This window comes from Mesorhizobium sp. Cs1299R1N1, from assembly GCF_037179655.1.
Taxonomy (GTDB): domain Bacteria; phylum Pseudomonadota; class Alphaproteobacteria; order Rhizobiales; family Rhizobiaceae; genus Mesorhizobium; species Mesorhizobium salmacidum.
Map to the genome: position 1 here is coordinate 108,804 of NZ_JAPYKR010000015.1, position 23,590 is coordinate 132,393.

At 60.1% G+C, this 23,590-nt stretch carries 17 protein-coding genes and 1 pseudogene; 10 read left to right on the forward strand and 8 right to left on the reverse strand.

All coding sequences use genetic code 11. From position 1 onward, the window contains the following. Positions 1 to 1,023, reverse strand: coding sequence for an ABC transporter substrate-binding protein (locus O7A70_RS27820; RefSeq protein ID WP_337143212.1), 1,023 nt, complete (start codon positions 1,021 to 1,023; stop codon positions 1 to 3). 462 nt (positions 1,024 to 1,485) lie between these two features. On the opposite strand from O7A70_RS27820, the gene O7A70_RS27825 reads away from it, so the two are divergent. From O7A70_RS27825 to O7A70_RS27850, 6 genes are all read left to right on the forward strand, one after another. Beyond that, a complete protein-coding gene (locus O7A70_RS27825) occupies positions 1,486 to 2,412 on the forward strand; it encodes an ArsR/SmtB family transcription factor (protein WP_337109004.1) in 927 nt (308 codons plus the stop codon). Positions 2,413 to 2,597: 185 nt separating this feature from the next. Continuing rightward, positions 2,598 to 4,109, forward strand: coding sequence for an arabinosylfuranosidase ArfA (gene arfA / locus O7A70_RS27830; protein WP_337143213.1), 1,512 nt, complete (start codon positions 2,598 to 2,600; stop codon positions 4,107 to 4,109). A 48-nt stretch (positions 4,110 to 4,157) separates the two neighbouring features. Then, a complete protein-coding gene (locus O7A70_RS27835) occupies positions 4,158 to 5,249 on the forward strand; it encodes an ABC transporter ATP-binding protein (RefSeq protein WP_337143214.1) in 1,092 nt (363 codons plus the stop codon). 1 nt (position 5,250) lies between these two features. Continuing rightward, complete coding sequence (locus O7A70_RS27840) at positions 5,251 to 6,186, forward strand: carbohydrate ABC transporter permease (protein ID WP_442921219.1); 936 nt, start codon at positions 5,251 to 5,253, stop codon at positions 6,184 to 6,186. After that, positions 6,183 to 7,031: a carbohydrate ABC transporter permease gene (locus O7A70_RS27845; protein WP_140510395.1), complete on the forward strand. Its 849-nt coding sequence runs from the start codon at positions 6,183 to 6,185 to the stop codon at positions 7,029 to 7,031. The genes O7A70_RS27840 and O7A70_RS27845 overlap by 4 nt, the downstream gene beginning before the upstream one ends. A gap of 108 nt (positions 7,032 to 7,139) precedes the next feature. After that, positions 7,140 to 8,453, forward strand: a complete 1,314-nt coding sequence (locus tag O7A70_RS27850) for an ABC transporter substrate-binding protein (protein WP_337143234.1) — start codon at positions 7,140 to 7,142, stop codon at positions 8,451 to 8,453. 183 nt (positions 8,454 to 8,636) lie between these two features. On the opposite strand, the gene O7A70_RS27855 is transcribed toward O7A70_RS27850, so the two are convergent. The 4 genes from O7A70_RS27855 to O7A70_RS27870 all read right to left on the reverse strand — a co-directional run bounded on the left by O7A70_RS27855 (position 8,637) and on the right by O7A70_RS27870 (position 11,622). Next, on the reverse strand, positions 8,637 to 9,449 hold the full coding sequence (locus tag O7A70_RS27855) for an SDR family NAD(P)-dependent oxidoreductase (RefSeq protein ID WP_337143215.1): 813 nt from the start codon (positions 9,447 to 9,449) through the stop codon (positions 8,637 to 8,639). Positions 9,450 to 9,576: 127 nt separating this feature from the next. Further along, positions 9,577 to 10,080, reverse strand: coding sequence for an SRPBCC domain-containing protein (locus O7A70_RS27860; protein WP_337143216.1), 504 nt, complete (start codon positions 10,078 to 10,080; stop codon positions 9,577 to 9,579). Positions 10,081 to 10,083: 3 nt separating this feature from the next. Beyond that, positions 10,084 to 10,683 (reverse strand): NADPH-dependent F420 reductase, encoded by a 600-nt coding sequence (locus tag O7A70_RS27865; protein WP_442921220.1) that lies wholly within the window; start codon positions 10,681 to 10,683, stop codon positions 10,084 to 10,086. Between the two features lie 204 nt (positions 10,684 to 10,887). Beyond that, complete coding sequence (locus tag O7A70_RS27870) at positions 10,888 to 11,622, reverse strand: SDR family NAD(P)-dependent oxidoreductase (protein ID WP_140510386.1); 735 nt, start codon at positions 11,620 to 11,622, stop codon at positions 10,888 to 10,890. A gap of 267 nt (positions 11,623 to 11,889) precedes the next feature. Here O7A70_RS27870 and O7A70_RS27875 point away from each other — a divergent pair, with 267 nt between their 5' ends. Continuing rightward, positions 11,890 to 12,786: a LysR family transcriptional regulator gene (locus O7A70_RS27875; RefSeq protein ID WP_337143217.1), complete on the forward strand. Its 897-nt coding sequence runs from the start codon at positions 11,890 to 11,892 to the stop codon at positions 12,784 to 12,786. A 298-nt stretch (positions 12,787 to 13,084) separates the two neighbouring features. Here O7A70_RS27875 and O7A70_RS27880 read toward each other — a convergent pair whose 3' ends face one another. Next, positions 13,085 to 13,942, reverse strand: coding sequence for a hypothetical protein (locus tag O7A70_RS27880; RefSeq protein WP_337143218.1), 858 nt, complete (start codon positions 13,940 to 13,942; stop codon positions 13,085 to 13,087). A 258-nt stretch (positions 13,943 to 14,200) separates the two neighbouring features. On the opposite strand from O7A70_RS27880, the gene O7A70_RS27885 reads away from it, so the two are divergent. Continuing rightward, complete coding sequence (locus O7A70_RS27885; protein ID WP_337143219.1) at positions 14,201 to 15,292, forward strand: FkbM family methyltransferase; 1,092 nt, start codon at positions 14,201 to 14,203, stop codon at positions 15,290 to 15,292. Positions 15,293 to 15,345: 53 nt separating this feature from the next. On the opposite strand, the gene O7A70_RS27890 is transcribed toward O7A70_RS27885, so the two are convergent. Further along, a complete protein-coding gene (locus tag O7A70_RS27890) occupies positions 15,346 to 18,147 on the reverse strand; it encodes a glycosyltransferase family 25 protein (protein ID WP_337143220.1) in 2,802 nt (933 codons plus the stop codon). A gap of 1,129 nt (positions 18,148 to 19,276) precedes the next feature. On the opposite strand from O7A70_RS27890, the gene O7A70_RS27895 reads away from it, so the two are divergent. Both O7A70_RS27895 and O7A70_RS27900 read left to right on the forward strand, forming a co-directional pair. Next, positions 19,277 to 19,594: a hypothetical protein gene (locus O7A70_RS27895; protein ID WP_337143221.1), complete on the forward strand. Its 318-nt coding sequence runs from the start codon at positions 19,277 to 19,279 to the stop codon at positions 19,592 to 19,594. A gap of 91 nt (positions 19,595 to 19,685) precedes the next feature. After that, a pseudogene (locus O7A70_RS27900) lies at positions 19,686 to 20,117 on the forward strand (DUF4347 domain-containing protein); the annotation flags it as partial. A 383-nt stretch (positions 20,118 to 20,500) separates the two neighbouring features. Here O7A70_RS27900 and O7A70_RS27905 read toward each other — a convergent pair. Continuing rightward, the gene (locus O7A70_RS27905; RefSeq protein ID WP_337143222.1) at positions 20,501 to 23,326 is read right to left on the reverse strand and encodes a DUF4573 domain-containing protein; all 2,826 of its coding nucleotides are present in this window, start codon (positions 23,324 to 23,326) and stop codon (positions 20,501 to 20,503) included. Positions 23,327 to 23,590: the final 264 nt, after the last annotated feature.

A 23,590-nucleotide genomic window follows, 5' to 3' on the forward strand; every position in this document is an offset into this window, starting at 1 on the left:
TTACTTGCTGAGCAGGTTCTGCTTGACCCAGTCGAGCGAATAGCTGGGGCTAATGATCTGGCCACCCGGCAGCTTCGCATACTCCTTGAGATTGCTGGCATCGACGGTCGCCACCGGCATGATCATCAGCTTCGGTGCCTTGCCGCCCTTGAGCAGCGAAAGGCCGAGCCAGAATGCGGCGCCGCCAATGCCCGGCGTGGTGTTCATCGAGACCGTCTGGTAGCTGTTCTTGGCATTCTCGTCGGCCCACCATTTGACGAAGTCGGTGCCGCCGCCGCCTTCGATGATCGGCATCTTGCCGGCATAATCACCGCCATATTGGACGAAGGCCTGAGCAATGCCGACATCGTCGCTGCCGCCTTGGCCGAGCACGGCGTCGACATGTGGCAGCGAGGGCAGGACGTTGGCGATCGCCGCCTGCGCGACCGAGGCGGTCGCCTGACCATAGACGGTGGCGACAACCTTGATGTCGGGATATTTCGCCAGCACCGACTGCTGCGCGTTGAACATGTCGTTGTCGGGCGCCGACCCCTTCACGCCGCGCACTTGGATGACGTTGCCCTTGCCGCCGATCATCTTGAAGACGGCTTCGGCCTGGGCCGCCTTGTAGCCCTTGAAGTCGAAGTTGAGCTGGTAGTTGCAGGGCGCCGAAGCAACCGAATCGAAGGAAACCACGATGATGCCGGCCTTGCAGGCCTTTTCGATGATGCCGTTGACGGCGGTTTCCGAGGCGGCGTCGACGGCGAGCACGTCGACCTTCTTGAGGATCAGTTCGGCGATCTGGCTGTTCTGTTGCGCCACCGAGCCGTCACCGTTCATGACGACGTAGTCGGCGATCCGACCGGCCGCCTTGGCTTCCTTGGCCGAGGCCTCGAAAGCCTCCACCATCTGATGCCGCCAGGTGTTGCCGTAATAGGCGTTGGCGAGTGCGATCACCGGTGCGTCCGGCGACGCCATCACCGGCAAAACCGAAACACTGGCTAGCGCGGCGCCGGCAAGCGCCGCCACAATTGAAAACTTCATGATATCTCCTCCCAAAAATACCGGCCGACCTGATCGGCTCGTCTGTTCATTCCGTGACGATGGCTCTTTTCGAAAGACACCATACCATCTACATATTATACCAGCATACCAAGTAGGCAAGCGTTTTGCTGCTCTGGTCGGACTGCTGAGCGTAGGCCCGCCAATTGCGTTGAATTGGCAGCATGTCGTCCGGTAAGGGACCCCCAGAGTCCGAGGGTCAGGTCGAGACTTCCAGCGTTCCATGCCGCTATCGCCATCCCGATGCTGTTGCGCTGCCATTTCGCTTTCGTGAAGAGTTTCGGGCACCGGCAGGCGTACGTACGAAAGTCCCCGAGGAAGGAACCCGCCGCACGGTTGCGATCAATAAAAGTGACTTGGAGGCGGTCAGCGCATTGATTAAATCAGATTCCAAGATATACAGGAGCAATTTCGGATATGGAATTCGTATAGACTGGCCAATCGATGAGTCGCAATTTTCTGGTGATCGAGCCTGAGGAAGGCATGGCCGTTCTCAAGGGGCTGGCCTCTTCGGCGCGCATCTCGATGCTGAAACTGCTGCATGAGAAAGGGCCGATGAATGTCAATGACATCGCCGCCCTGCTGTCGCTGCCGCAGTCGACGGTCTCGACCAATATACAGGTGCTCGAGGATGCTGGCCTGATCCGCACCGAGAACCAGAAGGCGAAGAAGGGCAGCCAAAAGATCTGCTATCCGACCGCTGAGGAAGTGCTCGTGGTCTTCAAGAGCGAATATCGTTCGCTCAAGAACGACGCGATCGAAGTGTCGATGCCGATTGGGCTCTACACTGGATTCGAGGTCACCGCGCCCTGCGGTCTCTGCTCGCCGGACGGGATCATCGGTCTCCTCGATGTGCCCAACACCTTCCTCGATCCGGACCGCATGAAGGCTGGTCTGTTGTGGTTCACGCGCGGCTTTGTCGAATACCAGTTCCCCAACAATGCCAAGCTCGCCAATGCCGAGATTACCGAACTCGAACTGGTGACCGAGCTGTCCTCGGAAGTGCCTGGCACCAGCGCCGATTGGCCCTCCGACATCACGCTGACGATCAATGGCGTCGATGTCGGAACGTGGACGTCACCCGGCGATTTCGGCGACAAGCGCGGCGTCTTCACGCCCTCCTGGTGGAAGCTCAAGGGCTCGCAGTATGGCAAGCTGAAGAACTGGCGAATTTCCACCGACGGCACCTATGTCGACGGTGTCAGGATTTCAGAAGCCAGCCTCGCCGCCCTCGACCTCAAGGGCCATCATTCAATCCGGGTCCGTATTGGCGTCAAGGACGACGCCAAGCGTCCCGGCGGCATCAACATTTTCGGCAAGGGATTTGGAAATTACGATCAGGACATCCTGCTCAGGATCAAAACCGGTTGATAATCATCAAATCGGGTCCAAAAAATAACGCAGCGATTTCAATATATTGATTCCATTTACGACCGAGGCTTTCGGTCAATTGTCAGACTTTTGGTGGTTTTTCGCTTGACGAATGAATGCCGCTTCTCTTTGATATCGAGTAAGATGATTTAAATCATCATTTGTGATATTTAGGGAGGAATTGCATGAAGGCAGCCATAACGGCGCATCCGCACTACGTCGTCTCGGAAATCGATCCGAGGCTCTACGGATCCTTTATCGAGCATCTTGGGCGGGCGGTCTACACCGGCATCTATGAGCCCGGCCATCCGACGGCAGACACCAACGGCATGCGTCAAGACGTCATCGATCTCGTCAGGGAACTCAACGTTCCGATCGTCCGCTATCCCGGCGGCAATTTCGTGTCAGCTTACAATTGGGAGGACGGTGTCGGTCCCAAGGAAGAACGCCCGGTGCGCCTCGACCTCGCCTGGCACACGTCGGAAAGCAACGAAGTCGGCCTGCATGAATTTGCCAACTGGTGCGCGTCCGCCAACACCGAGATGATGCTTGCCGTCAATCTCGGCTCGCGTGGCCTCGATGAAGCCCGCAACTTTCTGGAATACACCAATCATCCAGGCGGAAGTGAGTGGAGCGACAAGCGTATCGCCAACGGCCGCAAGGAGCCCTTCGACGTCAAACTGTGGTGCCTCGGCAACGAAATGGACGGCCCCTGGCAGATCGGCCACAAGACCGCCGACGAGTATGGCCGCCTGGCCCATGAGACCGCCAAGGCCATGCGCGCTTTTTCCAAGTCGCTCGAACTGGTGGTCTGCGGCTCTTCGAATGCCAAGATGCCAACCTATCCTGAATGGGAGGCGACCGTTCTCGACCATACCTATAACGAGGTCGACTATATCTCGCTGCACATGTATTTCGACAATGAAGCCAATGACGCGCCGAATTATCTCGCGATGAACGAGAAGCTCGACGGCTACATCGTCTCGGTCGCCGGCGTGATCGAGTATATCAAGGCCAAGAAGCGCTCCAGCAAGCAGGTCTACATCTCGTTCGACGAATGGAACGTCTGGTATCATTCCAAACAGCAGGACAAGAAGATCCTTGGCGGCAATGACGGCTGGCCCTTCGCCCCACCATTGCTCGAAGACATCTACAATTTCGAGGACGTGCTGCAGGTTGGCCTGATCCTCAACACCTTCATCCGTCGATCCGATGTGGTCAAGATCGCCTGCCTGGCGCAGCTGGTGAACGTCATCGCGCCGATCATGACCGTTCCGGATGGCCCGGCATGGCGCCAGACGATATTCTATCCCTATCTCTATGCCTCGATCTACGGCCGTGGCAATGCACTGGATCTCAAGCTGGACAGCCCGACCTACAAGTCCACCGTCGCGGGTGAGGTTTCCTGCGTCGACGTGGCCGGCGTGCATGACATCAAAACCGGCCATGTCACCTTCTTCGCCGTCAACCGCCATTCGAGCGAGGCGATCGAAACCGTGATCGACATCAGCGGTTTCGGCGCGGCTGACGTCGTTGATCACCAGGTGATAACGCACGCGGATTTGAAAGCCGTCAATTCGGCCGGGAACCCCGGCAATGTCGGCCCCAAGCAGGGGGAGGGCGCCTCGGTGGCTGGCGGCAGGCTGAGCCTATCGCTGCCGGCCTATTCCTACCAGATGATCCGCCTGAAACTCTGATCTCGGGCGGATCATCGAAAAGTGCATGCGCTGAGGAGGAGCGTCGACGTGACGGCCGATATCGAAATCAGGAATGTGAGCAAGCATTTCGGTGCCATGGCGGTGCTGGAGGATCTGTCGCTGTCCATCAAGGCACGCGAATTCATCGTGTTTCTTGGGCCGTCCGGATGCGGGAAATCGACGCTTCTGCGAATGATCGCGGGCCTCGAAACTGTTGATAGCGGCGAGATCGCCATCAACAACGAGCGTATCGATCATCTGCCGCCGGGTAAGCGCGGCATTGCCATGGTGTTTCAGTCCTATGCGCTTTATCCGCATATGAGCGTGCGCGACAACATGGCCTTCGGGCTTGAGAATATCGGCATGTCGCGCGAAGTCATTGACGCGCGGATCAACGAAGCCGCCCGCATCCTCGAAATGGCGCACTTGCTCGAGCGCAAGCCGGGCCAGCTCTCGGGCGGCCAGCGCCAGCGCGTCGCCATCGGCCGTGCGATCGTAAAGGAGCCGAAGGCGTTCCTGTTCGACGAGCCGCTCTCCAATCTCGATGCGGCTTTGCGGACCCGCACACGCATCGAACTTGCCCAGCTTCACCAGCGCTTGCAATCGACAATGATCTTCGTCACCCACGACCAGGTCGAGGCGATGACGCTCGCCGACCGCATCGTCGTCATGAACAATCGCAGGATCGAGCAAATAGGCTCTCCCATGGAGATCTACGAACGCCCCGCGACCAAATTCGTCGCAGGCTTCGTCGGCGCACCGGCGATGAATTTTGTCGAGGCGACAGTCGACAGATCGGCTGGGAACGCCACGGTCAGGTTTGCGGACGGAATGTCGGTTCGGACCGAGATCGCCTCCAGCCAGTTGACCGGCGGCAAGCACAGCTTCGGCATCCGTTCGGAAGATGTCCGCATCGTTCCTGCTGGGCAGGGCAATACCGACGGCGTGGTCGATGTGCTCGAGCGGCTCGGCGAACGCACCTTGATCTACGCACGGCTGGGCGATGGCCAGCAGATCGTCGGCTCCGATGTCGGCAACAGCCGCGTCGCCGTCGGCCACAAGGTCGGGCTAGCCTTCGATGGCCAGAAATCGCATCTGTTCAACGAGACAGGCCGCGCCTGGCACGCGAGGGAGGCCTGACGTGGCCGACGGTTTGACGATCCCGCGGACCTCGACGCCGGCCGCCGGCGTCAGGGCCCCAAGCGTCGATATCTACGCGCCGCAATGGCGAAATTTCATTTTCGTCGCGCCATTCCTGTTCTTCTTCACGACGCTGCTCATCTTCCCGCTCCTTTGGGGGATGTGGCTGAGCTTCCACAAGGCCGACACTTTCTCATCCGGAAATTTTGTCGGTCTCGGCAACTATATCAGGCTGTTTAACGACAAGGTGTTCCTGCAATCGGTCTGGAACACCTTTTACTTCGTGCTCCTGACGGTGCCGACGCTGGCTCTGATCGGCCTTTTCCTCGCGCTTTGTCTCAACCGCCGCACGCGCACTGCCGCTGTGCTGCGGACCCTGTTCTTTTCCTCCTCGGTGCTATCGGTTACCATCGTCACACTGATCTGGCGCATCGTGTTCATTCCGAATGTCGGCCTGCTGTCGACGATCTACGGATGGTTTGGTGCCACTGCCCCAGCCTTCATTTCCGATCCAAGCCTTGCGATGATCGGTATCGCCATCGCCACTGTCTGGTGGTGCATCGGCCTGCCGATGATGCTCTTTCTCTCGGCCCTGCAGCAGATCCCGCAGGATATCTACGAAGCGGCGGCCCTCGACAATGCCAATCGCTGGCAGACCTTGCGCTCGATCACGCTGCCGTCGATCAAACGCACTTTCGTCCTGGTGATCATCATCCAGATCGTGCTGCAATTCCAGCTGTTCGGCCAAGCCTGGCTGATGACGCGCGGCGGTCCCAACAACCTGACCAAGCCGATCGTGCTCTATATCTATGACACCGCATTCCGCCGCTGGGATCTCGGCATGGGTGCCGCGGCATCGGAAATCCTGTTCATCCTCATCCTGATCGCGGCCATGGCCCAGTACCTCGTCGCACGCAACAAGGCAGACCGGGCATGAGTGCTCCAGCCACTTCCATCAAGGGGCGGGCATTTGGCGACCGCGTGTTGTTGGCCCTCGTCATCCTGCTTTCGATCGTCATGATCGCCCCGGTTCTGTGGGTCATCGGCCTGTCGCTCAAGGAGAATGCCGAGCTGATGGCCGATCCGAATTCGGTGTTTCACGCGCCCTACACCCTCAAGAACTACCTCAACACCATCGGCACCTCGTCGGTATTCCTCTGGGTGGGCAACAGCATCGTCGTCTCGGGCGGATTGACACTCGGCACGCTGGTTTTGTCATCGCTCGCCGGCTACGGTTTTGCACGGCTGAACTTTCCCGGCCGAAACGTCCTGTTCGTGATCGTGCTCTTCGGTCTGGCGGTTCCGGAACAGGCCGTGCTTGTCGCCCGCCACCAGATCTTCAGCATACTGAAGTTCCACAACACCTATCACGGGCTCATTCTCCCCGGCCTGTCGGCTTCGTTCGGCGTCTTCCTGATGACCCAATATTTCAAGGCCATCCCGAAGGAGCTGGACGAAGCCGCCATGCTGGACAATGCCAGCCGGTTCAGGATTTTCTGGAAGGTGCTTTTGCCACTCACGGTGCCTGCACAGGCAACCCTCGGCATCTTCACCTTCCTTGGCGCGTGGAACGACTATTTGTGGCCGCTGATCTCGGCAACCAAGAAGGACATGTACACGCTGACCGTCGGTATGGCTTCGACGCAGACCAATTTCGCCCAGTCTGAAGGCATCGGCTTCCTGATGGCGCAGGCGGTGTTCGCCGGCGCGCCGATCCTCATCGTCTACCTCTTTTTCCAGAAATACATCGTCACGGCCGTCTCTGGCGCCGCGGTCCGATAACGAAATCGCCCGACTGCAGGCGGCGGGGAGTGCGCCGCAGCGATGGAAAAGCATGAAGCCAATCCAGGGTGGAGCGGCGGAAACTCAGTAGGAGGAACTGAAATGAAAATGCAGAAAATACTGTTGGCCGCGGTCTCCGCGGGGGTAATGATGCTCGCCAGCCCGAGCCTTGCAGCGACGGAACTGACCGTGCAGCGCTTCTTCGGTGCCTGCGATGCCAATTTCGGCACCAACACCGATGTCGGCAAGGCCGTCGGCGAATGCGGCATCATCACCTCGCTGATCAACAAGTTCAACGCCGACAATCCCGACGTGCACGTCAATGTCACCACCGTGGAATGGCCGGGCTATGACCAGCTGACTGCGCAGTTCGCTTCGGGCGATGCTCCAGACATCGTCACGATCCACGAATCCGCGCTGTCGGACTATCAGTCCAAGGGCCTGTTGATGCCACTCGATGATCTCTTGAAGTCCGTCGGCGTCACACCTGAAGCCTTCACGGACGCAGCGCGCACCGGCGCCACCAAAGACGGCAAGATCTACGGCCTGCCGATCGACAGCTGGACGATGCTCTATCACATCAATATGGATCTCTTCAAACAGGCCGGCCTCGTCAATGCCGACGACACTCCGATGCTTCCGAAATCGCCTGAGGAACTGCTCGCCCAGGCCGAACAGTTCAAACAGAAGACCGGCAAGCCCTACTTCGTTCAAAACCTGGCTAATGAGACGGCACTCTACACGCGCAATCTCTACACCTATCTCTTCCAGCAGGATTCCGATTTTTTTGCCGATCCCAAGCATGTGAAGCTGAATACGCCGGAAGCTAAGAAGGTCGTAGAGATGTACAAGGCGATCTTCGACAAGGGCTACACCACCAAGGACCTCGACTACGGCGGCGCTATCAACGCCTTCCTTGCCGGTGACGGTGGCGTTCAGCTCAACGGCACTTGGGTTGTCGGCGACAACAATGCCCAGTCCGAAACCAAGGGCACGGCGCTCAACAAGGGCGGCTACGCGGTCTACCCGTATCCGCAGCTGTTTGGCGGCGCCCATGCGCAATATGCCGATGGCCACACCTGGGCAGTCTCGCAGAAGGACCGCACGCCTGAACAGACCGCGGCCATCGGCAAGTTCCTGAAGTTCTTCGCCGACAACGACTTCGAATGGTCGCGCACCGGTCACCTGCCGGCATACAAGGCCATCATCACCTCGGACGCCTTCAAGGCGCTGCCGCATCGCAACACGATTGCCGCCATCTCCGATCTCGGCAGGCCGCTGCCGTCAGCGGTGCAGCGTCAGTTTGCGATCCAGGACATTGTCGGCGAAGAGATGAGCGCTGCAATCACTGGCCAGAAAGACGTCGACGCCGCGCTTGCGGACATGGAAAGCCGCGTCAACGAATTGCTCGCCAACATCTGACCACGGTTTCCCGGGAAGTTATCCCGACGCCCCCGCGGCTGGAAACAGTCGTGGGGGCCCATCTAGATCAATGACATAGCTGGTCTCAAAACAATCGAGCGGGAGTGAGGGGAGGGTGTTGCTAAGAAAAATCCCTATCGATTCAGCGGTTTACACGCGATCTCGTACTGACGCTCTAGACGCTTAGGCGACGAAGCGGACCACGCCGCCATCCACGCGCAGAGCCGCGCCAGTGGTTGCGGAGGCCTGCTCCGAGCACACATAGATGATCATGTTGGCGACCTCGTCGGTGGTCGCGAACCGCTGGATGAGGGTGGTCGGACGCATCGCCTTCAGGAAGCCCTGCTCGGCTTCTTCTTGCGTGGTTCCGGTTGCCTCAGCCTGCTTCGCCATGAAGTCACCCAGGATCTCAGACCGGGTAGGTCCCGGCAGGACGGCGTTGACGGTAACACCCGTGCCCGCGACCGCCTCGGCAAGACCGCGCGAGACCGCCAGCTGCGCGGTCTTGGTCATGCCATAGTCGAGCATCTCCTTGGGAATGTTGACCGCGGACTCGCTGCTCACGAACACGACGCGGCCCCAGCCCTTCGCCACCATGCGCGGCACGTAGTGGCGCGTCATGCGCACGCCGCTCATCACGTTCAGCTGGAACAGGCCAAGCCAGTCCTCGTCGGGGATCTTGGCGATGTCCTCGACGCTGTTATAGTCCCGGATGTGAGCCGTACCGACGTTGTTCACGAGTATATCGGCGTCGGGCGCTTGCGCGAAGAATGTGTCGGCGCCCTCCGCGGTCGACAGATCGGCGGCGACGCCGGAGATCTCGCTGTCCGGGAAAGACTGGCGCATCTGCCGCACCGCCTCGTCGACCCGGGCATTTCCACGGCCATTAATGACGACCGACGCCCCGGCACGAGCTAAACCCTCTGCGGTAGCGCGCCCGATGCCTGCCGTCGACCCGGTGACGATCGCCGTGCGGCCCTTGAGTTCGATATTCATGTCATTCATCTCCTGTTGTGAGCGGCTAAGGCGATCGATGTGCAGAACCAGACCAGAAGCGTGTCGTCCCCTTCGATCGAGAGCCTTGAAGCCTGGCCCGTGCGGGCCAGGCTTCAAGGCAAATGCGCTAACCTGCCTTTTTCGCGACTTCCGCCTCCGCCGCGCGGGCGAGGCTTTCGACCCATTCCTGGTGATAGCGGTAGAGCGCACCGGGATACTTGCGTCCGAGCTCCTCGAGGAACCAGGGGCCTTGCTGTGTCTCCTCGGTCAGCACATGACAACCATCGCTGGTGGGAGTGATGACCCAGCCGTGGTACGCGCTCGAGCCGGTCTCGTCGCCATCGACGGTCGTCGCCCACGCAAGCCTGCGGAAGGGCTCGCATTCCGTCACGACCAGACTCATCGGGAATCCAACGGTCACCCGGCTATACTTGGTTCCGAGCGCAAGTTCCGGATCGTCGGTCAGAACCTTGACCTGATCCTCGGCCGGAAAGTAGCTCGACCAATTTTCGGCGTCGACGAGCAGCTTCCAAACCACTTCAGGGGGCGCCTTCACGTCGATGTCGTTAAGCGCGTAGAGGGTCGACGTTCCCGGATCATACCGCTCGGGCCAAATTACATGGTCGTACACCGGCTACTGCTCCTTCTTGAACAAATCCTGGAAGATGAGCTGGCCCCAAACGCGGCCGCGTGCGTGCACCAGCGCGCCACCCTCGTTGAGCTTTCCCAGCTTGACAGGTGCGAACCCGAGTTGTTTGGCCAGCGCCGCCACGGGAGCGATCGCGTCCTCGTCGTCGCTCGACAGAAAGACGACCCGGTGGCCGCCCTCGACGATCGGATCGGCAGCCAGGGTGGCCGCGATCAGGTGATTGAAACCTTTTACGAACCTGGCGCCGGTGAACGCCTTCGCGACGAAGGCGGAGGACGGGAGACCGTCCAACTCTTCAGGGGGAACCAACGCGTTCATCGCGTCGATGACCGTCTTGCCTTTCCAGCTCGGCAGGGCCTTCGCAACCTCGCGATGCTCCCCGAACGGGACCGCCAACATGATTGTGTCGGCCTCGAGTGCATCCTGCAGCGACTTGGCGACGACCGTGGGTCCAATCGCCCGAGCCTGCGGCGCCAACGCCTCGGCCAGCCGGCGGCTCGCGACGGCCACCTCGATGTTTTTACGGGCGAAGGCGTGGGCGAGGGCCTGGCCTATCTTACCGAATCCTACAATCGCATAGCTCATGATACTTCTCCGATCCGTGTTGATATTGGTTCCCCGGCCCTCAACGGCGCCGGGTTATCCGTTGTGCTGTGTGGCGACCTTTGCGTAGACGTCCCGTCGTGAACCACCCCGGCGCGGCTGGGCCGACCGTTCAGCGCGGAAGTCGTTCCACCATGGACACGCTGGTTCCCGCCGATCAGCCGCTTCCCGCGATCCGGCATGGTTTCAGATGGCGGAGAAGCCTCCGTCGACAGACAACTCCAGCCCATTCACGAAGCTCGAATCGTCCGAAGCAAGAAACAGCGCGGCCGCCGCAATTTCCTCAGGACGCCCCATCTTTCCCCGCGGGATCAGGGATTCGAACATCTGCTTCGCCTCCTCGGTGAGAACTTGGTCCTGCATCGGTGTGGCGATCGGCCCCGGGTGCAGCACGTTCACCCGGATATTCCTGCCCTTCAGTTCGTTGAGCCACCCGCGTGCGAATGCGTGCAACGCCGCCTTGCTCGCCGCATACACGCTGTAGCCGGGAAAACCTTTCAGCGAAGCGACTGATCCGGTCATGAAGATCGATCCGCCATCGTTGAACAGCGGCAACGCCTTCTGAACCGTGAACAGCGTGCCGCGCGTATTCAGGCCGAAGGTCGCATCGAAATGCTGCTCGGTAATCTCGCCCAGTGGGACGGCTTCGCCCGTGCCGGCGCTCGCATACAGGACGTCGATCTTGCCCTTTTCCCGCTTGACTGTATCGAACAGGCGGTCGAGGTCGTCGAGATTGGCCGCATCGCCGCGCACGCCGGTCACGTTCCGGCCAATCAGCATGATGGCCTCGTCCAGCGCCTCCTGCCTCCGGCCCGTGATGAAAACGTAGGCGCCTTCTTCGACGAACCGCTTGGCGCTCGCCAGCGCCATGCCGCTCGATCCACCCGTGATGACTGCAACCTTACCTTCAAGCTTTCCCATGACTTCTCCTTTCGTGGTGTCGAGACAGCATCTGCCTCCGAGGACCTCGAAATGGGTCCGCTGGCGTGAGTTGTTGAGTGCGGAATCGCGCACATCGGTGGTGCAAAATCGATCCGGCTGGACGACTGACGCCAGCCGCGACGATCGGTTTCCGCCGTTCGGAACTGGGCAGCGCTCGTTGACATGAGCTATGATGACCGCCGTACTGCTGTACGATGCGGTAGATACGGGCTTTGGAAGGCGCACCGCGCGGTGCGGGATTGCACCATGATCGACTGGGATGACATTCGCCACTTTCTTGCCGTGGCACGCGGTGGCTCGGTGCGGGCTGCCGCCGAGGGCCTCGGGGTGTATCACTCGACCGTGCTGCGACGCATCGCTCAACTCGAGGAACGCCTCGGGGCTCAAATGTTCGAAAAGCTGCCTTCGGGCTATCGCCTGACGACTGCGGGCGAGGAGGTCCTCGAGCTCGCGAACCAGATGGAAGCGTCGTCGCACCAGCTGGAGACCCGCGTCTTCGGGCGCGACCAGAGCGTGCGCGGGCTTCTGCGGGTGACGTTGGCTCCGACCCTCGCGACACACCTGCTCATGCCGGACTTCGCCGAGTTCGCGCGTCTGCATCCGGACATCGAGATGGAAATCTCATCGTCCGGCGAGCTGGCAAATCTGACCAACCGAGAGGCCGACGTGGCGATCCGCGTCGTCTACGACCGCAAGACCCTGCCGCTCAATCTTCACGGCCTGAAAGGGCCGGAGCTGTTCGGCCACGTCTACATGTCCCGCGATCGACTGGCCGCATGGCGTGCGGGCGCGCCTGATCCCATCCGGTGGATCGTCATAAGCATTCATGGAATTCCGGATTGGGCCAGCGAGGGTGAGGTTGGCACCACCGGGGTTCCATTCAGGACCACGGACGCCGAGGCGCAGGTCGTTGCTGTACGGCAAGGGCTCGGGATCACGACACTGCCATGCTTCGTCGGAGATGCCGACCCCCTGCTGGTGAGGGTGCCGGGCACCGACCTGCACATGTACGGGACGCTCTGGCTTCTCACGCAGGGCGAGACACGCAAGACGAAGCGCGTGCAGCTCTTCACGGAGTTCGTATCCCGCAGGCTCGCCGCATACGCTCCGCTTCTCGCGGGGCTGTCCATATCGCGCGACTGACGCCCGGCAGCTCGCCGCCCCCGCTTGCCGTAATGCGGAGAACTCCGAGGAAATAGACCGACCGTCTTTGAAACCGATCAGATCAAGGATCGCCGAAATTCTGCTCTGAATTCAAGAGCAAGAATTTCCGACGGATCCGGGATACGGTTCTTCGTCGCCAGCGGAAAGATTTCCTCTATGGATCAATGCGTTATGATGCTTTAGAACAATCGAGTAGCGAAAGACTGCGAAACAGTCCTTTTAGCGTTACAGGACACACACGGTCCGAGGCCGGACCGATGGAGCTCGGCGCTCACTTTCACTTGAACCGTTGCGTACGCAACAGGTCCTGCAAGCGGCGCGGCAGTTGCGGCGAGGCGTGCAATTGCTTGCAGCTGTTTTCCCATTGCCGGAGATATTCGGCGATCAGAATGCTGCTTCGGCCGGGCCAGCGGTTGAGTGCGCCCAGCGCCTCGACGCAGTCCGGTGCGCGGTCGTATTCGGCGAGGATGGTCAAGGACATCGCCTGGGCGAATGGATTGAGGGCGGGCATTTCGATTTCGCCGCGATGGTCGGCGAACCACGCAGCGGCGTCGCGCGTGAGCCCCTGGCTTTCAGCGAGGGCCGCATAGCGGTCGATAATGTCCTGGCGATACCGGGCGATGGCATCGCCGAAGGCGTTGTCGCCGGCGAAGGGCGGGGCGTCCTTCCAGCTTTTCGCCAGGCGCCCGAGCCCGCGCAGAGAGAATGCCTCGACTGTCGCTTCCTCGAGCCACTGGCAGGGCGGCGCCGGCTTGGCGTCGGCCTGCCAGCTGTTGGCCGTGACGTGGCCGAGCTCGTGCCCGAACTGGTAGGCGAGCTTCGACCAGTCGCGCTCACCGATGTCGACAATGATCCAGGCCATGCTGCTGCCGTCCGGATGCAGCCAGATGGCCGGCGTGCCGGAAGTATGCTCGTCGACGCGCAGGCGGCTGGGCTGGCGGTCGGAGAGCAGGCGGACGCCATCCAGGCAGGCGTGCCGCATGCGCTCGACGACCTGAACGGCAGCGCCCTCCAGCATACGGCCCCAGTCGCCGGCGAGCTCGATGGGAGCGGTGAGGAGGGTTGGCGATGGGCCGGTCGGGGAAGGCGGGGGAGACATGGCCGCGTAGGCTCCTTCGGTGGTGCTTCGCAGCATCGTGGGCCCCAAGCTGGTAAGCAATGAGGAGGCTGCCAGCACCGTAAAGCGTCTCCTCTTCACTGGTCGATGCTCGCCCTCAGAGAACCGTATGCAGAGCTCATCGCTAGCATCGACGCATCGCCAAGCCAGCCCGTATTGTTATGCGCAGTCCGTAGATGGGTCTTTGCCTCCGGCCCGTTCACCACTGTCTCGTCGTCTTTGGCAAAAAATAACAAATGCGCTTACACTCACGCTGAATCGAGGGGGGGCCTTGTTATGGCCGCGAATGCCAACCGAGCTAGCCAAGTCTTTACATCGCACGGAACGAGCGTGTTCGTCGACACGTCATCCGGCGAAGTCCGGCACGGAGCTCTTGAGCGCAGTCCAAACAATATCGTTTTGGCGCAATTGGGATCGCAAGCTTATCTCAGATTTGTCGATTCCGGAGTTGAGAAAGAGATATCATATCTTGCCGATTATTCAGCGGTCATCGGCTCAAATAAATTGGGTGGTTTCGACGTGCTCAACTCTCTGTCCGGAAATAGGTTCAAGACCGTCAACGTCACGGACCGAGAATTTGGACTCGAACAAAACGGAATGTTCCTATGCGCCGAACCCGATGGTCGCATTACTTTGTCAAGATCAGTGTGTGAAATCTGGGAGTGTTTTCATTTACGGGAAGATGCATCGGAATTAAGTGGCACTATAATAAGCCATCGGATTGATGGAAAAATAGTCAGCTTTTTCATATCGAACGGTGATGACTACATCCAATCGTTCTTGATTCGAGGTGATTTTTACGAGAGACCTGAGCTTGATTTAATAAAACGTCTTTCTCCGCCCGGGAGAGTATTTGTCGATATTGGTGCCAACATAGGCAACCATTCTATATTTATGTCAAAATTCTGCAGCCCCTCGGAAGTGATAGTCTTCGAACCCAACCCGAAAGCCATCGAAATCCTCAAAATAAATCTGGCGCTGAATGGGTGCGCAAACGTAAACCCAGCCTATCTTGGCTTGGCGCTCAGTTCAGAATCTAATCTGGCGGACGTATTTTACCCGATCTCCAACAACATGGGTCAAGCGCAGATGCTTAAGGCCGACCATGGGACTATCAAATGTATCCCTGGTGACGTTTTTCTGCGGCAGAAACCTGTAGGCTTCATCAAGATTGATGTGGAAGGCGCGGAATTCGACGTACTCAAGGGAATTCAAGAAACGGTCGAGCTATGGCGTCCAGGCATACTTATCGAAGTATGGCCGGAGCGTCACCAGGAACTTGTCTCTTGGTGTGATGCCTTTCGCTATGCGGTCAAGGAGACGTTTCCCTTGGACAACAATTTCTTCTTGGCGCCCATCGAAGGGTAAGTCCTTTTGATGAGCTTCAAGCGCCGCCCTGGACCTGCAACCATCCGATCCGCTTAACCAACCCCCTGATCCGTCGCCACTCGATCTGAAGGTTGCTCGTCGTCCAGAATGACCAGTGGTGGCATGCAAAGGAAAGCTTGCATCGAGCCATATGCCGCACACATCGCGCAGTCGATACCCGTGTCGTCAAGGACGACGGCAGTTCCAGGAAATGGGATTAGCTTTCTTCGTAGCGGTAGACACTTTTCCAGAAGTATCCGCGCACCTCTTGGTGTGATTGTGTAGGCCTGAAGCCCAAATGAATGCTCAACCTTGATGAGGGATCTGGCGAATTTCTCGGACTGAAACAAGGCAGTTCTATTGGTATATCGGCGATCGTAGAAATCCAGCTTTGCCTTCGTGAAACCAAAATCCAACCAAATGAAAGATGGATCAAATATCCAGCCCCACTGTATCATATCCCAATCCGCTGGTGCTTGAGATAAAATATCGGCGGATTCCTCCATGAACCGAAACGATGATCGAACATCGTCTTCAAAAATGGTTATTGTCTTGTTCTCTGAAGCCGACAGCTTCCACAAGTTGATATGCGATAGAGCGCATCCCAGCGTGCCCGGGGGATACGGACAATCACTGGTAATCAGCCCTTCCTCGACAAGCGCCCCCCTGTCGAGAGAAGTGCCGTCAACGGCCGATACGCGAACCGTATTGTGCATCAGATGCCAGTTGTTGCTTTGATACCTAGTCCAGCGCTCGACGCTGCGGTCGAGATTTATCAGGTGAATTTTCGGCGAACCCGTTGGCTCGGCAGGCCGGGCTGGCATCGTCGCGGAGACAGAGAGCGGGGCGGCAGTGAATACGGGGGTGTCGCCCGCACCATGCAACAGCGCTCGAGCCCGCTCGATCCCGTCACTCACATGGTATTGGCCGTCGCCAAAGGTGATGTAGCCATAGACTTGTCGGTTATCCATATACTGGACGACGCCGGCCTTCCTGGCGCTGTCGGCAAAGATGACGTACTCGTACCGAGATGTGGTGTCCTCATATGTCAGTTCGATCAGCACGTCGGCGCGGACGAGATAGGTGCAGTGCACGAGCGGCATCTCGATAATGCCGCGCACGTGGCGGTTGAGCACCCAGCCATATTGATCGCACTGCATATAATAGCCGTTCGCATCGATCTCGGCGTGATAGTTCGAATAGTATTGGCCGGGCGAGATGGAGCGAAGCAGGGGAGCGACGATTGGCAAGTCGAGCGCGACAAGTTCCCGCAGCGTGGCCGGCCGTACGAAATTGTCGACGTCGACAACGAAATAGAAATCGCAGCCGTGCTGGAGCGTTTTCCGCAAGCTTATGTTGCGGATTCGGCCGAGCACCCTGAAGCGCGTCTCGTTCCATTCGTGCTCGCCAAACTGCTCCACACGATCGGATACGTCTGAGGCGTCGAACTCAACCGCCGCATAGAGGTGGCCAACACGCTCTACCCATTCGCGCAATATATGCCCGGTCCGGTCGGTGTTGTTGTTCGTCCTGATGTAGAGGACGATCGACTCCTTCGGGTAGTCGAGCGCCTCGATGCACTCAAGGTAAAGCGGCAGTGCCGGCTCCTTCTGCTTTGCCAAGATTGCTATAAGGATGCGTGGCGTGCCTTTCATGCGCGACCGCAATGAACGCTGCCGCACAAGCTTGTGCTGATCGATCAAGCTCTCGGCCCCGAACGCCCCAAGTTTCGGCGCCTCGTGGAACGGAAGTTTGTCGGTGGCGAAACGCGCGTTGGCCAGCACACGCTTCGCCATTTGCGCAGGCAATTCTTCAGTGGCCAGCAATTTCAGACAAGCATCGAGCGATTCCCGGTAGGCGCCTGTCCAGTAGGCATTGACAGCAAACTCGTCGAGCAGTCCGTAATCATAGACCCAGGGCTGCACGAAAAGCCCGGCGGGTTGGGTAAGGTCGAGCCCTCGACGCGCAAATTCCATTCCTTCCGCATTCCGACCCTGGTTGCGGCAATAGAGGCTCGCGGCGTGAAGAGCCTCCGCGCGGGTGGGAACGACCTGCGTCGCACGCTCAAAGACGGCAACGACCTCCTCGAATGGCCGTGCCAGCGCTGCCATGAGATTGCCCGCCTCGAGCAGGCTGACATAGACCTCCTCGTCCCAAAAACCCAATTCGGCACGCTTCAGATAGTTCGCCAGCGATTTTTCACGTTCACCGCAATCCCTGTAGCTCTGCGCCAAATAGAAAGTGTATCGCGAAACGAGGAAGGGGTCGGTCTCCGTCGCAAGCGCATTTTCAAGAACAGCCGCGTCGTCTTGGTACTTTCGCGGGTTTTGGCTGCGTGCTCCGCCACGCCCCGTCGCCACGCGAAACCCCTTGGCGGTCTCGCGTGTGAGATTGCCGGGAGGGGCCTCGAGATATTCGTGCAGCACGCCTTTGAAAGAGAACGGCAGCCGGTTGCGGCAGATCTGCGGGCGATAAAACGAAATGCCACCATGGGACACCTCGATGTCGTATAGATCGTGTTCCATCCGAGACTTGAACTCGATCGGATCGAAGCCGGGGTCTTGGACCACAGTGTCGTCCGCGTCGATGATCATGGCGTAGTCGACCGTCTCGACTTCACGCAGCCGGTCAAGGGCGAAGGTTCGGTTGTATGCGAAGTCCCGCCAGGGCTCGTCGATGACTGCGCCGTTGACATTGTGGGTGGTCAGGAAGGTACGGATGAGATCCTGCGTGCCGTCCCCGGAACCTGTGTCGACGACGAGCACATAGTCAACGAGAGGAAGCGCGCTGGCGAGGCATTGCAGGATGACCTTTGCCTCGTTCTTGACGATCATGCATAGGCCGATGGTGCTCATGCTAATCCCTCGGCGGAGCGGCGTTCGTTACACGCTGCTCGAAATTTGTTGAAGGGGAACAGTTCGCAAGAGACATTCCGCGCGGCCTCGGCCATTTGCATGGCGTTTGTTGCAAAGATCGATTGCCCCTTCCTGTTCAGCATCTCAACCCTATCCATTGTTAGCCAGCGGTTTCCGTCACAGCAAGTGGCTCGTGTTCACCTTGGACCGAGGGCTTGCGAACAAACGTTCCCGTCGGCTCAATCGCTGACGCACAAATTCCTCCGCGACATCGAGGGTTCGACGCGAACCAAGGGGACGTCTTTAAGCCTCGGTTTTTTCAAGGCGTTTGGGCCATGCGCGCCATTTCGATCTCGACCGAAAACTAGTTGCTTGTTCTCAACAATTAATAAATCGTTAACTTGGTCATTTACAAGTTGCTAAATTTAGAATCTACTAATGTCTTGTGCATGGGAAGGTAGCCGCGGACCGGGCAGAGGGCCTGTCGGCTGCGCAGTCTGCAAGGGCAGGAGAGTATCTGGAGCAAATTACTTTGTGCGTGAGGGCGCGCAGGGCCAAGTCACTTCGTGCGTTAGGGCGCATGGGGCGTTTGTTGGCGTGCTGGAGAAGACGTCGTACCGCCTTGAACTCAAGGCCAGCGTTTTCCTAACCTGATATTCCTTCGCGAGTAGTCAGTTCCCTCGCAAGTCGTCGTCGAGAAATCGACACGTGCGTTACGGGAGTTGGCTGTGGTTGGCGTGATACCAAGTACGAAACGATGCGCTCGCGACGCGGGTTCGGCTTCGATCAGTCCCCCAATTATCCGCACCGGGCCGCTAGCCAGGATTGTCCCGAGATTGACGGGTTTTCCTCTGCGCCCCGTGGGTCGCAGCATGCCTGCGAACTTCACACCCACCTCATTGAAGACGTTCGATCGAGCGGCGCGAAGACGCCGTCAAGTCTTGCGCTCCGGTCTCGTCACCCTGCGCGTCGCCGGTTGGCTTGCGGAGTTGCAGCCAAGGTGGGTCCAGACTTTATCGATCCGCCGATGCGCGCGGGTCGCGTGCGCTCGGCGGTTGAACCCAGCAGTTGAAATCTGAGGATACGAAACAAGAGGAAGCTGCGGCATGGCCGCAGCGACGAGGAGGACATGATGAGCCACACAGCAGGATTTGCGGTCATGGAAGTCACTGTTCGGGGCGTTTTGCCGATCGGCGACACGACCGAAAATGCACCTTATTTCATTCTGGACACGGCCAAGAGCGCGATCGTCGGTCAGGTCATTCTGCCCAAAGCCGTCAAGCGAAGCCTCGCCGTCGCTCTCACCGTCAAGGTCCCAAGCACCGCCGGCTCACTTGTCATTGGAACGTTTGATGATGGCGGGAATTTCCAGGCCGCCAGCTTCCTTCGCGTCGAGACCCCAGCCGTACAACGTCCCGACGACGCCGTCGGGTCGTCCGGAAGGTGACGCGTCTCAAGCCCCTTGTCCCCAGCGCTCGCCGGCCAGGCCGGTGGGCTGTGTCCCCGTGAATTGAATTCGAAGCCAACAGGAGCCAGTCATGGCCCGTGCCTCTGAAATTCTTTTTGTCGATCCTTCAGTCTCCGACCTCCAGACGGTTCTCGGCAACCTGCGCCCCGAGGTTCAAGCGATTGTGCTCGACGGCCGCCGGCCGGCGGCGCAGCAGATCGCTGCCGCGCTCGCAGGGCATGCAGGGCTCGATGCAGTGCACGTGATTGCGCATGGCGCGCCTGGCCAGGTTAGCTTCACTGCAGGAGAGTGGTCGACCGCCACATTGAAGGAAGAGGCTGAGGATCTTGCCGCAATCGGCCGGGCGCTTGCCGCTGATGGCGAACTGCGGCTGTGGAGCTGCGAGACGGCATCGGGCAATGGGGGCGAGACCTTCGTGGCGGCGCTAGAAGAGGCCGTCGGCGCGGACGTCTGCGCATCGAGATCGCTGGTTGGCGCAGCGGCCCTGGGCGGCGCATGGGAGCTGTCCGCGCGCGTGAACGCACCCGGGTCGCTGCCGCCGCTGACTTCAGCTGGCGCACTAATTTATACAGGAGTGCTTTCGGTTGATCTGACTCTCACCGGCAACTTAACCACCCAGAATGGAAGTGCCAGTATAAATACGTACTATTTAGTAGACATCACGGCCAATCCTGATCTGTTGGTAGGCAGCTTTCCGCTTCCGCAGTCTGGAAATGGAGTTGTCAGCGAATTTGCAGTGACGATAACAATTCCAGATCCGACTCATACTTATAAAATATATGATAGCGGTTTTAATTTATACGGAACGCTTACACCTGGAGCTGGAAATACGTATAATTTTGCGGATGGGCCGATCTTGGGCCCCGCCAATGGGAACGGGGGCAATCAATTTGATATTGGCACTTTCAGCACCAGTACTGTAGGCGCAACGGGTCCGGCTGGCGCGACCGGCTCGACAGGAGCAACTGGCGCGACCGGCTCTACCGGAGCCACAGGTGCAACCGGTGATACCGGAGCGACAGGCCCGACCGGTTCGACCGGATCGACTGGAGCAACCGGCTCGACCGGCTCTACGGGAGCAACCGGCTCGACCGGATCGACTGGAGCAACCGGCTCGACCGGCTCTACGGGAGCCACAGGTGCAACCGGTGATACCGGGGCGACTGGCTCGACTGGATCGACTGGAGCAACCGGCTCGACCGGTTCTACGGGAGCCACAGGTGCAACCGGTGATACCGGAGCGACAGGCTCGACCGGCTCTACCGGATCGACTGGAGCAACCGGCTCGACCGGCTCTACGGGAGCCACAGGTGCAACCGGGGATACCGGAGCGACAGGCTCGACCGGCTCTACCGGCTCGACCGGCTCTACGGGAGCAACCGGCTCGACCGGCTCGACGGGAGCCACAGGTGCAACCGGTGATACCGGAGCGACTGGTTCGACCGGCTCGACCGGATCGACTGGAGCAACCGGCTCGACCGGCTCTACGGGAGCCACAGGTGCAACCGGTGACACCGGAGCGACTGGTTCGACCGGCTCGACCGGTTCGACTGGAGCAACCGGCTCGACCGGCTCTACTGGTTCGACCGGCTCGACCGGTTCGACCGGCTCGACCGGTGCGACGGGCTCGACTGGCTCTACCGGAGCAACTGGCTCGACCGGCTCGACCGGATCGACTGGTTCGACCGGCTCGACAGGTTCGACCGGCTCGACCGGTGCGACGGGCTCGACTGGCTCTACCGGAGCAACTGGCTCTACTGGTTCGACCGGAGCAACTGGTTCGACCGGTGCGACGGGCTCGACTGGCTCGACCGGTGCGACCGGCTCGACTGGTGCGACAGGCTCGACGGGCTCTACCGGAGCAACTGGCTCTACTGGTTCGACCGGCTCGACCGGTGCGACCGGATCGACTGGTTCGACCGGCTCGACTGGATCGACAGGCTCGACTGGAGCTACCGGCTCGACTGGTTCGACAGGTTCGACCGGCTCGACTGGAGCTACCGGCTCGACTGGTGCGACGGGCTCGACCGGAGCTACCGGCTCGACCGGAGCTACCGGCTCGACTGGAGCGACAGGTTCGACCGGGGCAACCGGCTCGACTGGAGCGACAGGTTCGACCGGGGCAACCGGCTCGACTGGAGCGACCGGTTCGACCGGAGCTACCGGCTCAACTGGAGCGACAGGTACGACTGGTGCAACCGGCTCGACCGGCTCGACTGGTGCAACCGGCTCGACTGGAGCAACCGGTGCGACAGGCTCGACCGGGGCAACTGGCTCGACCGGCTCGACTGGAGCGACCGGCTCGACCGGGGCAACTGGCTCGACAGGCTCGACTGGAGCAACCGGTGCGACAGGCTCGACCGGGGCAACTGGCTCGACTGGAGCGACCGGCTCGACCGGGGCAACTGGCTCGACAGGCTCGACTGGTGCAACCGGAGCAACTGGCTCTACTGGTGCCACCGGGCATACCGGCTCGACTGGAGCGACCGGCTCGACCGGGGCAACTGGCTCGACAGGCTCGACTGGTGCAACCGGAGCAACTGGCTCTACTGGTGCCACCGGGCATACCGGCTCGACTGGTTCAACCGGAGCGACCGGCTCGACCGGAGCAACTGGTGCGACCGGCTCGACTGGAGCGACCGGTTCGACCGGAGCTACCGGTTCGACTGGCGCAACCGGCTCGACTGGAGCGACCGGCTCGACCGGGGCAACTGGCTCGACCGGCTCGACTGGTGCAACCGGAGCAACTGGCTCTACTGGTGCCACCGGGCATACCGGCTCGACTGGTTCAACCGGAGCGACCGGCTCGACCGGAGCAACTGGTGCGACAGGCTCGACTGGTGCAACCGGAGCAACTGGCTCTACTGGTGCCACCGGGCATACCGGCTCGACTGGAGCGACCGGCTCGACCGGCTCGACCGGGGCAACTGGCTCGACAGGCTCGACTGGTGCAACCGGAGCAACTGGCTCTACTGGTGCCACCGGGCATACCGGCTCGACTGGTTCAACCGGAGCGACAGGCTCGACCGGAGCAACTGGTGCGACAGGCTCGACTGGTGCAACCGGCTCGACTGGAGCGACCGGCTCGACTGGAGCGACAGGTTCGACTGGAGCGACAGGTTCGACTGGTGCAACTGGCTCGACCGGAGCTACCGGCTCGACCGGAGCAACTGGTGCGACAGGCTCGACTGGTGCAACCGGAGCAACTGGCTCTACTGGTGCCACCGGGCATACCGGCTCGACTGGTGCAACCGGCTCGACCGGCTCGACTGGAGCGACCGGTTCGACCGGAGCCACCGGCTCGACCGGAGCGACAGGTTCGACCGGGGCAACTGGCTCGACAGGCTCGACTGGTGCAACCGGAGCAACTGGCTCTACTGGTGCCACCGGGCATACCGGCTCGACTGGTTCAACCGGAGCGACAGGCTCGACCGGAGCAACTGGTGCGACAGGCTCGACTGGTGCAACCGGCTCGACTGGAGCGACCGGCTCGACTGGAGCGACAGGTTCGACTGGAGCGACAGGTTCGACTGGTGCAACTGGCTCGACCGGAGCTACCGGCTCGACCGGAGCGACAGGTTCGACCGGGGCAACTGGCTCGACCGGGGCAACCGGAGCGACCGGAGCTACCGGCTCGACTGGAGCGACAGGTTCGACTGGTGCAACTGGCTCGACCGGAGCGACAGGTTCGACCGGAGCAACTGGCTCCACCGGAGCGCCTGGTCCGACAGGTCCGACCGGAGCGACAGGGCCTGGCGGTGAGACCGGTGACCACCACCATGGCAACAACGGTGGCGGCAACGATCCTGACCACAACGACAGCAGCAATCCGGGGAAAGGCCATCCCAATGATGGCACTGACGCCGATGGCTCCCCTGACGGTCACACCGCCACGGTCACGGCCAGCACCCTCGGGCTCAAGGACTCGACGCAGTTCCTGCAATCCGGCTCGACCGACAGTGATGCCGTAAGCCC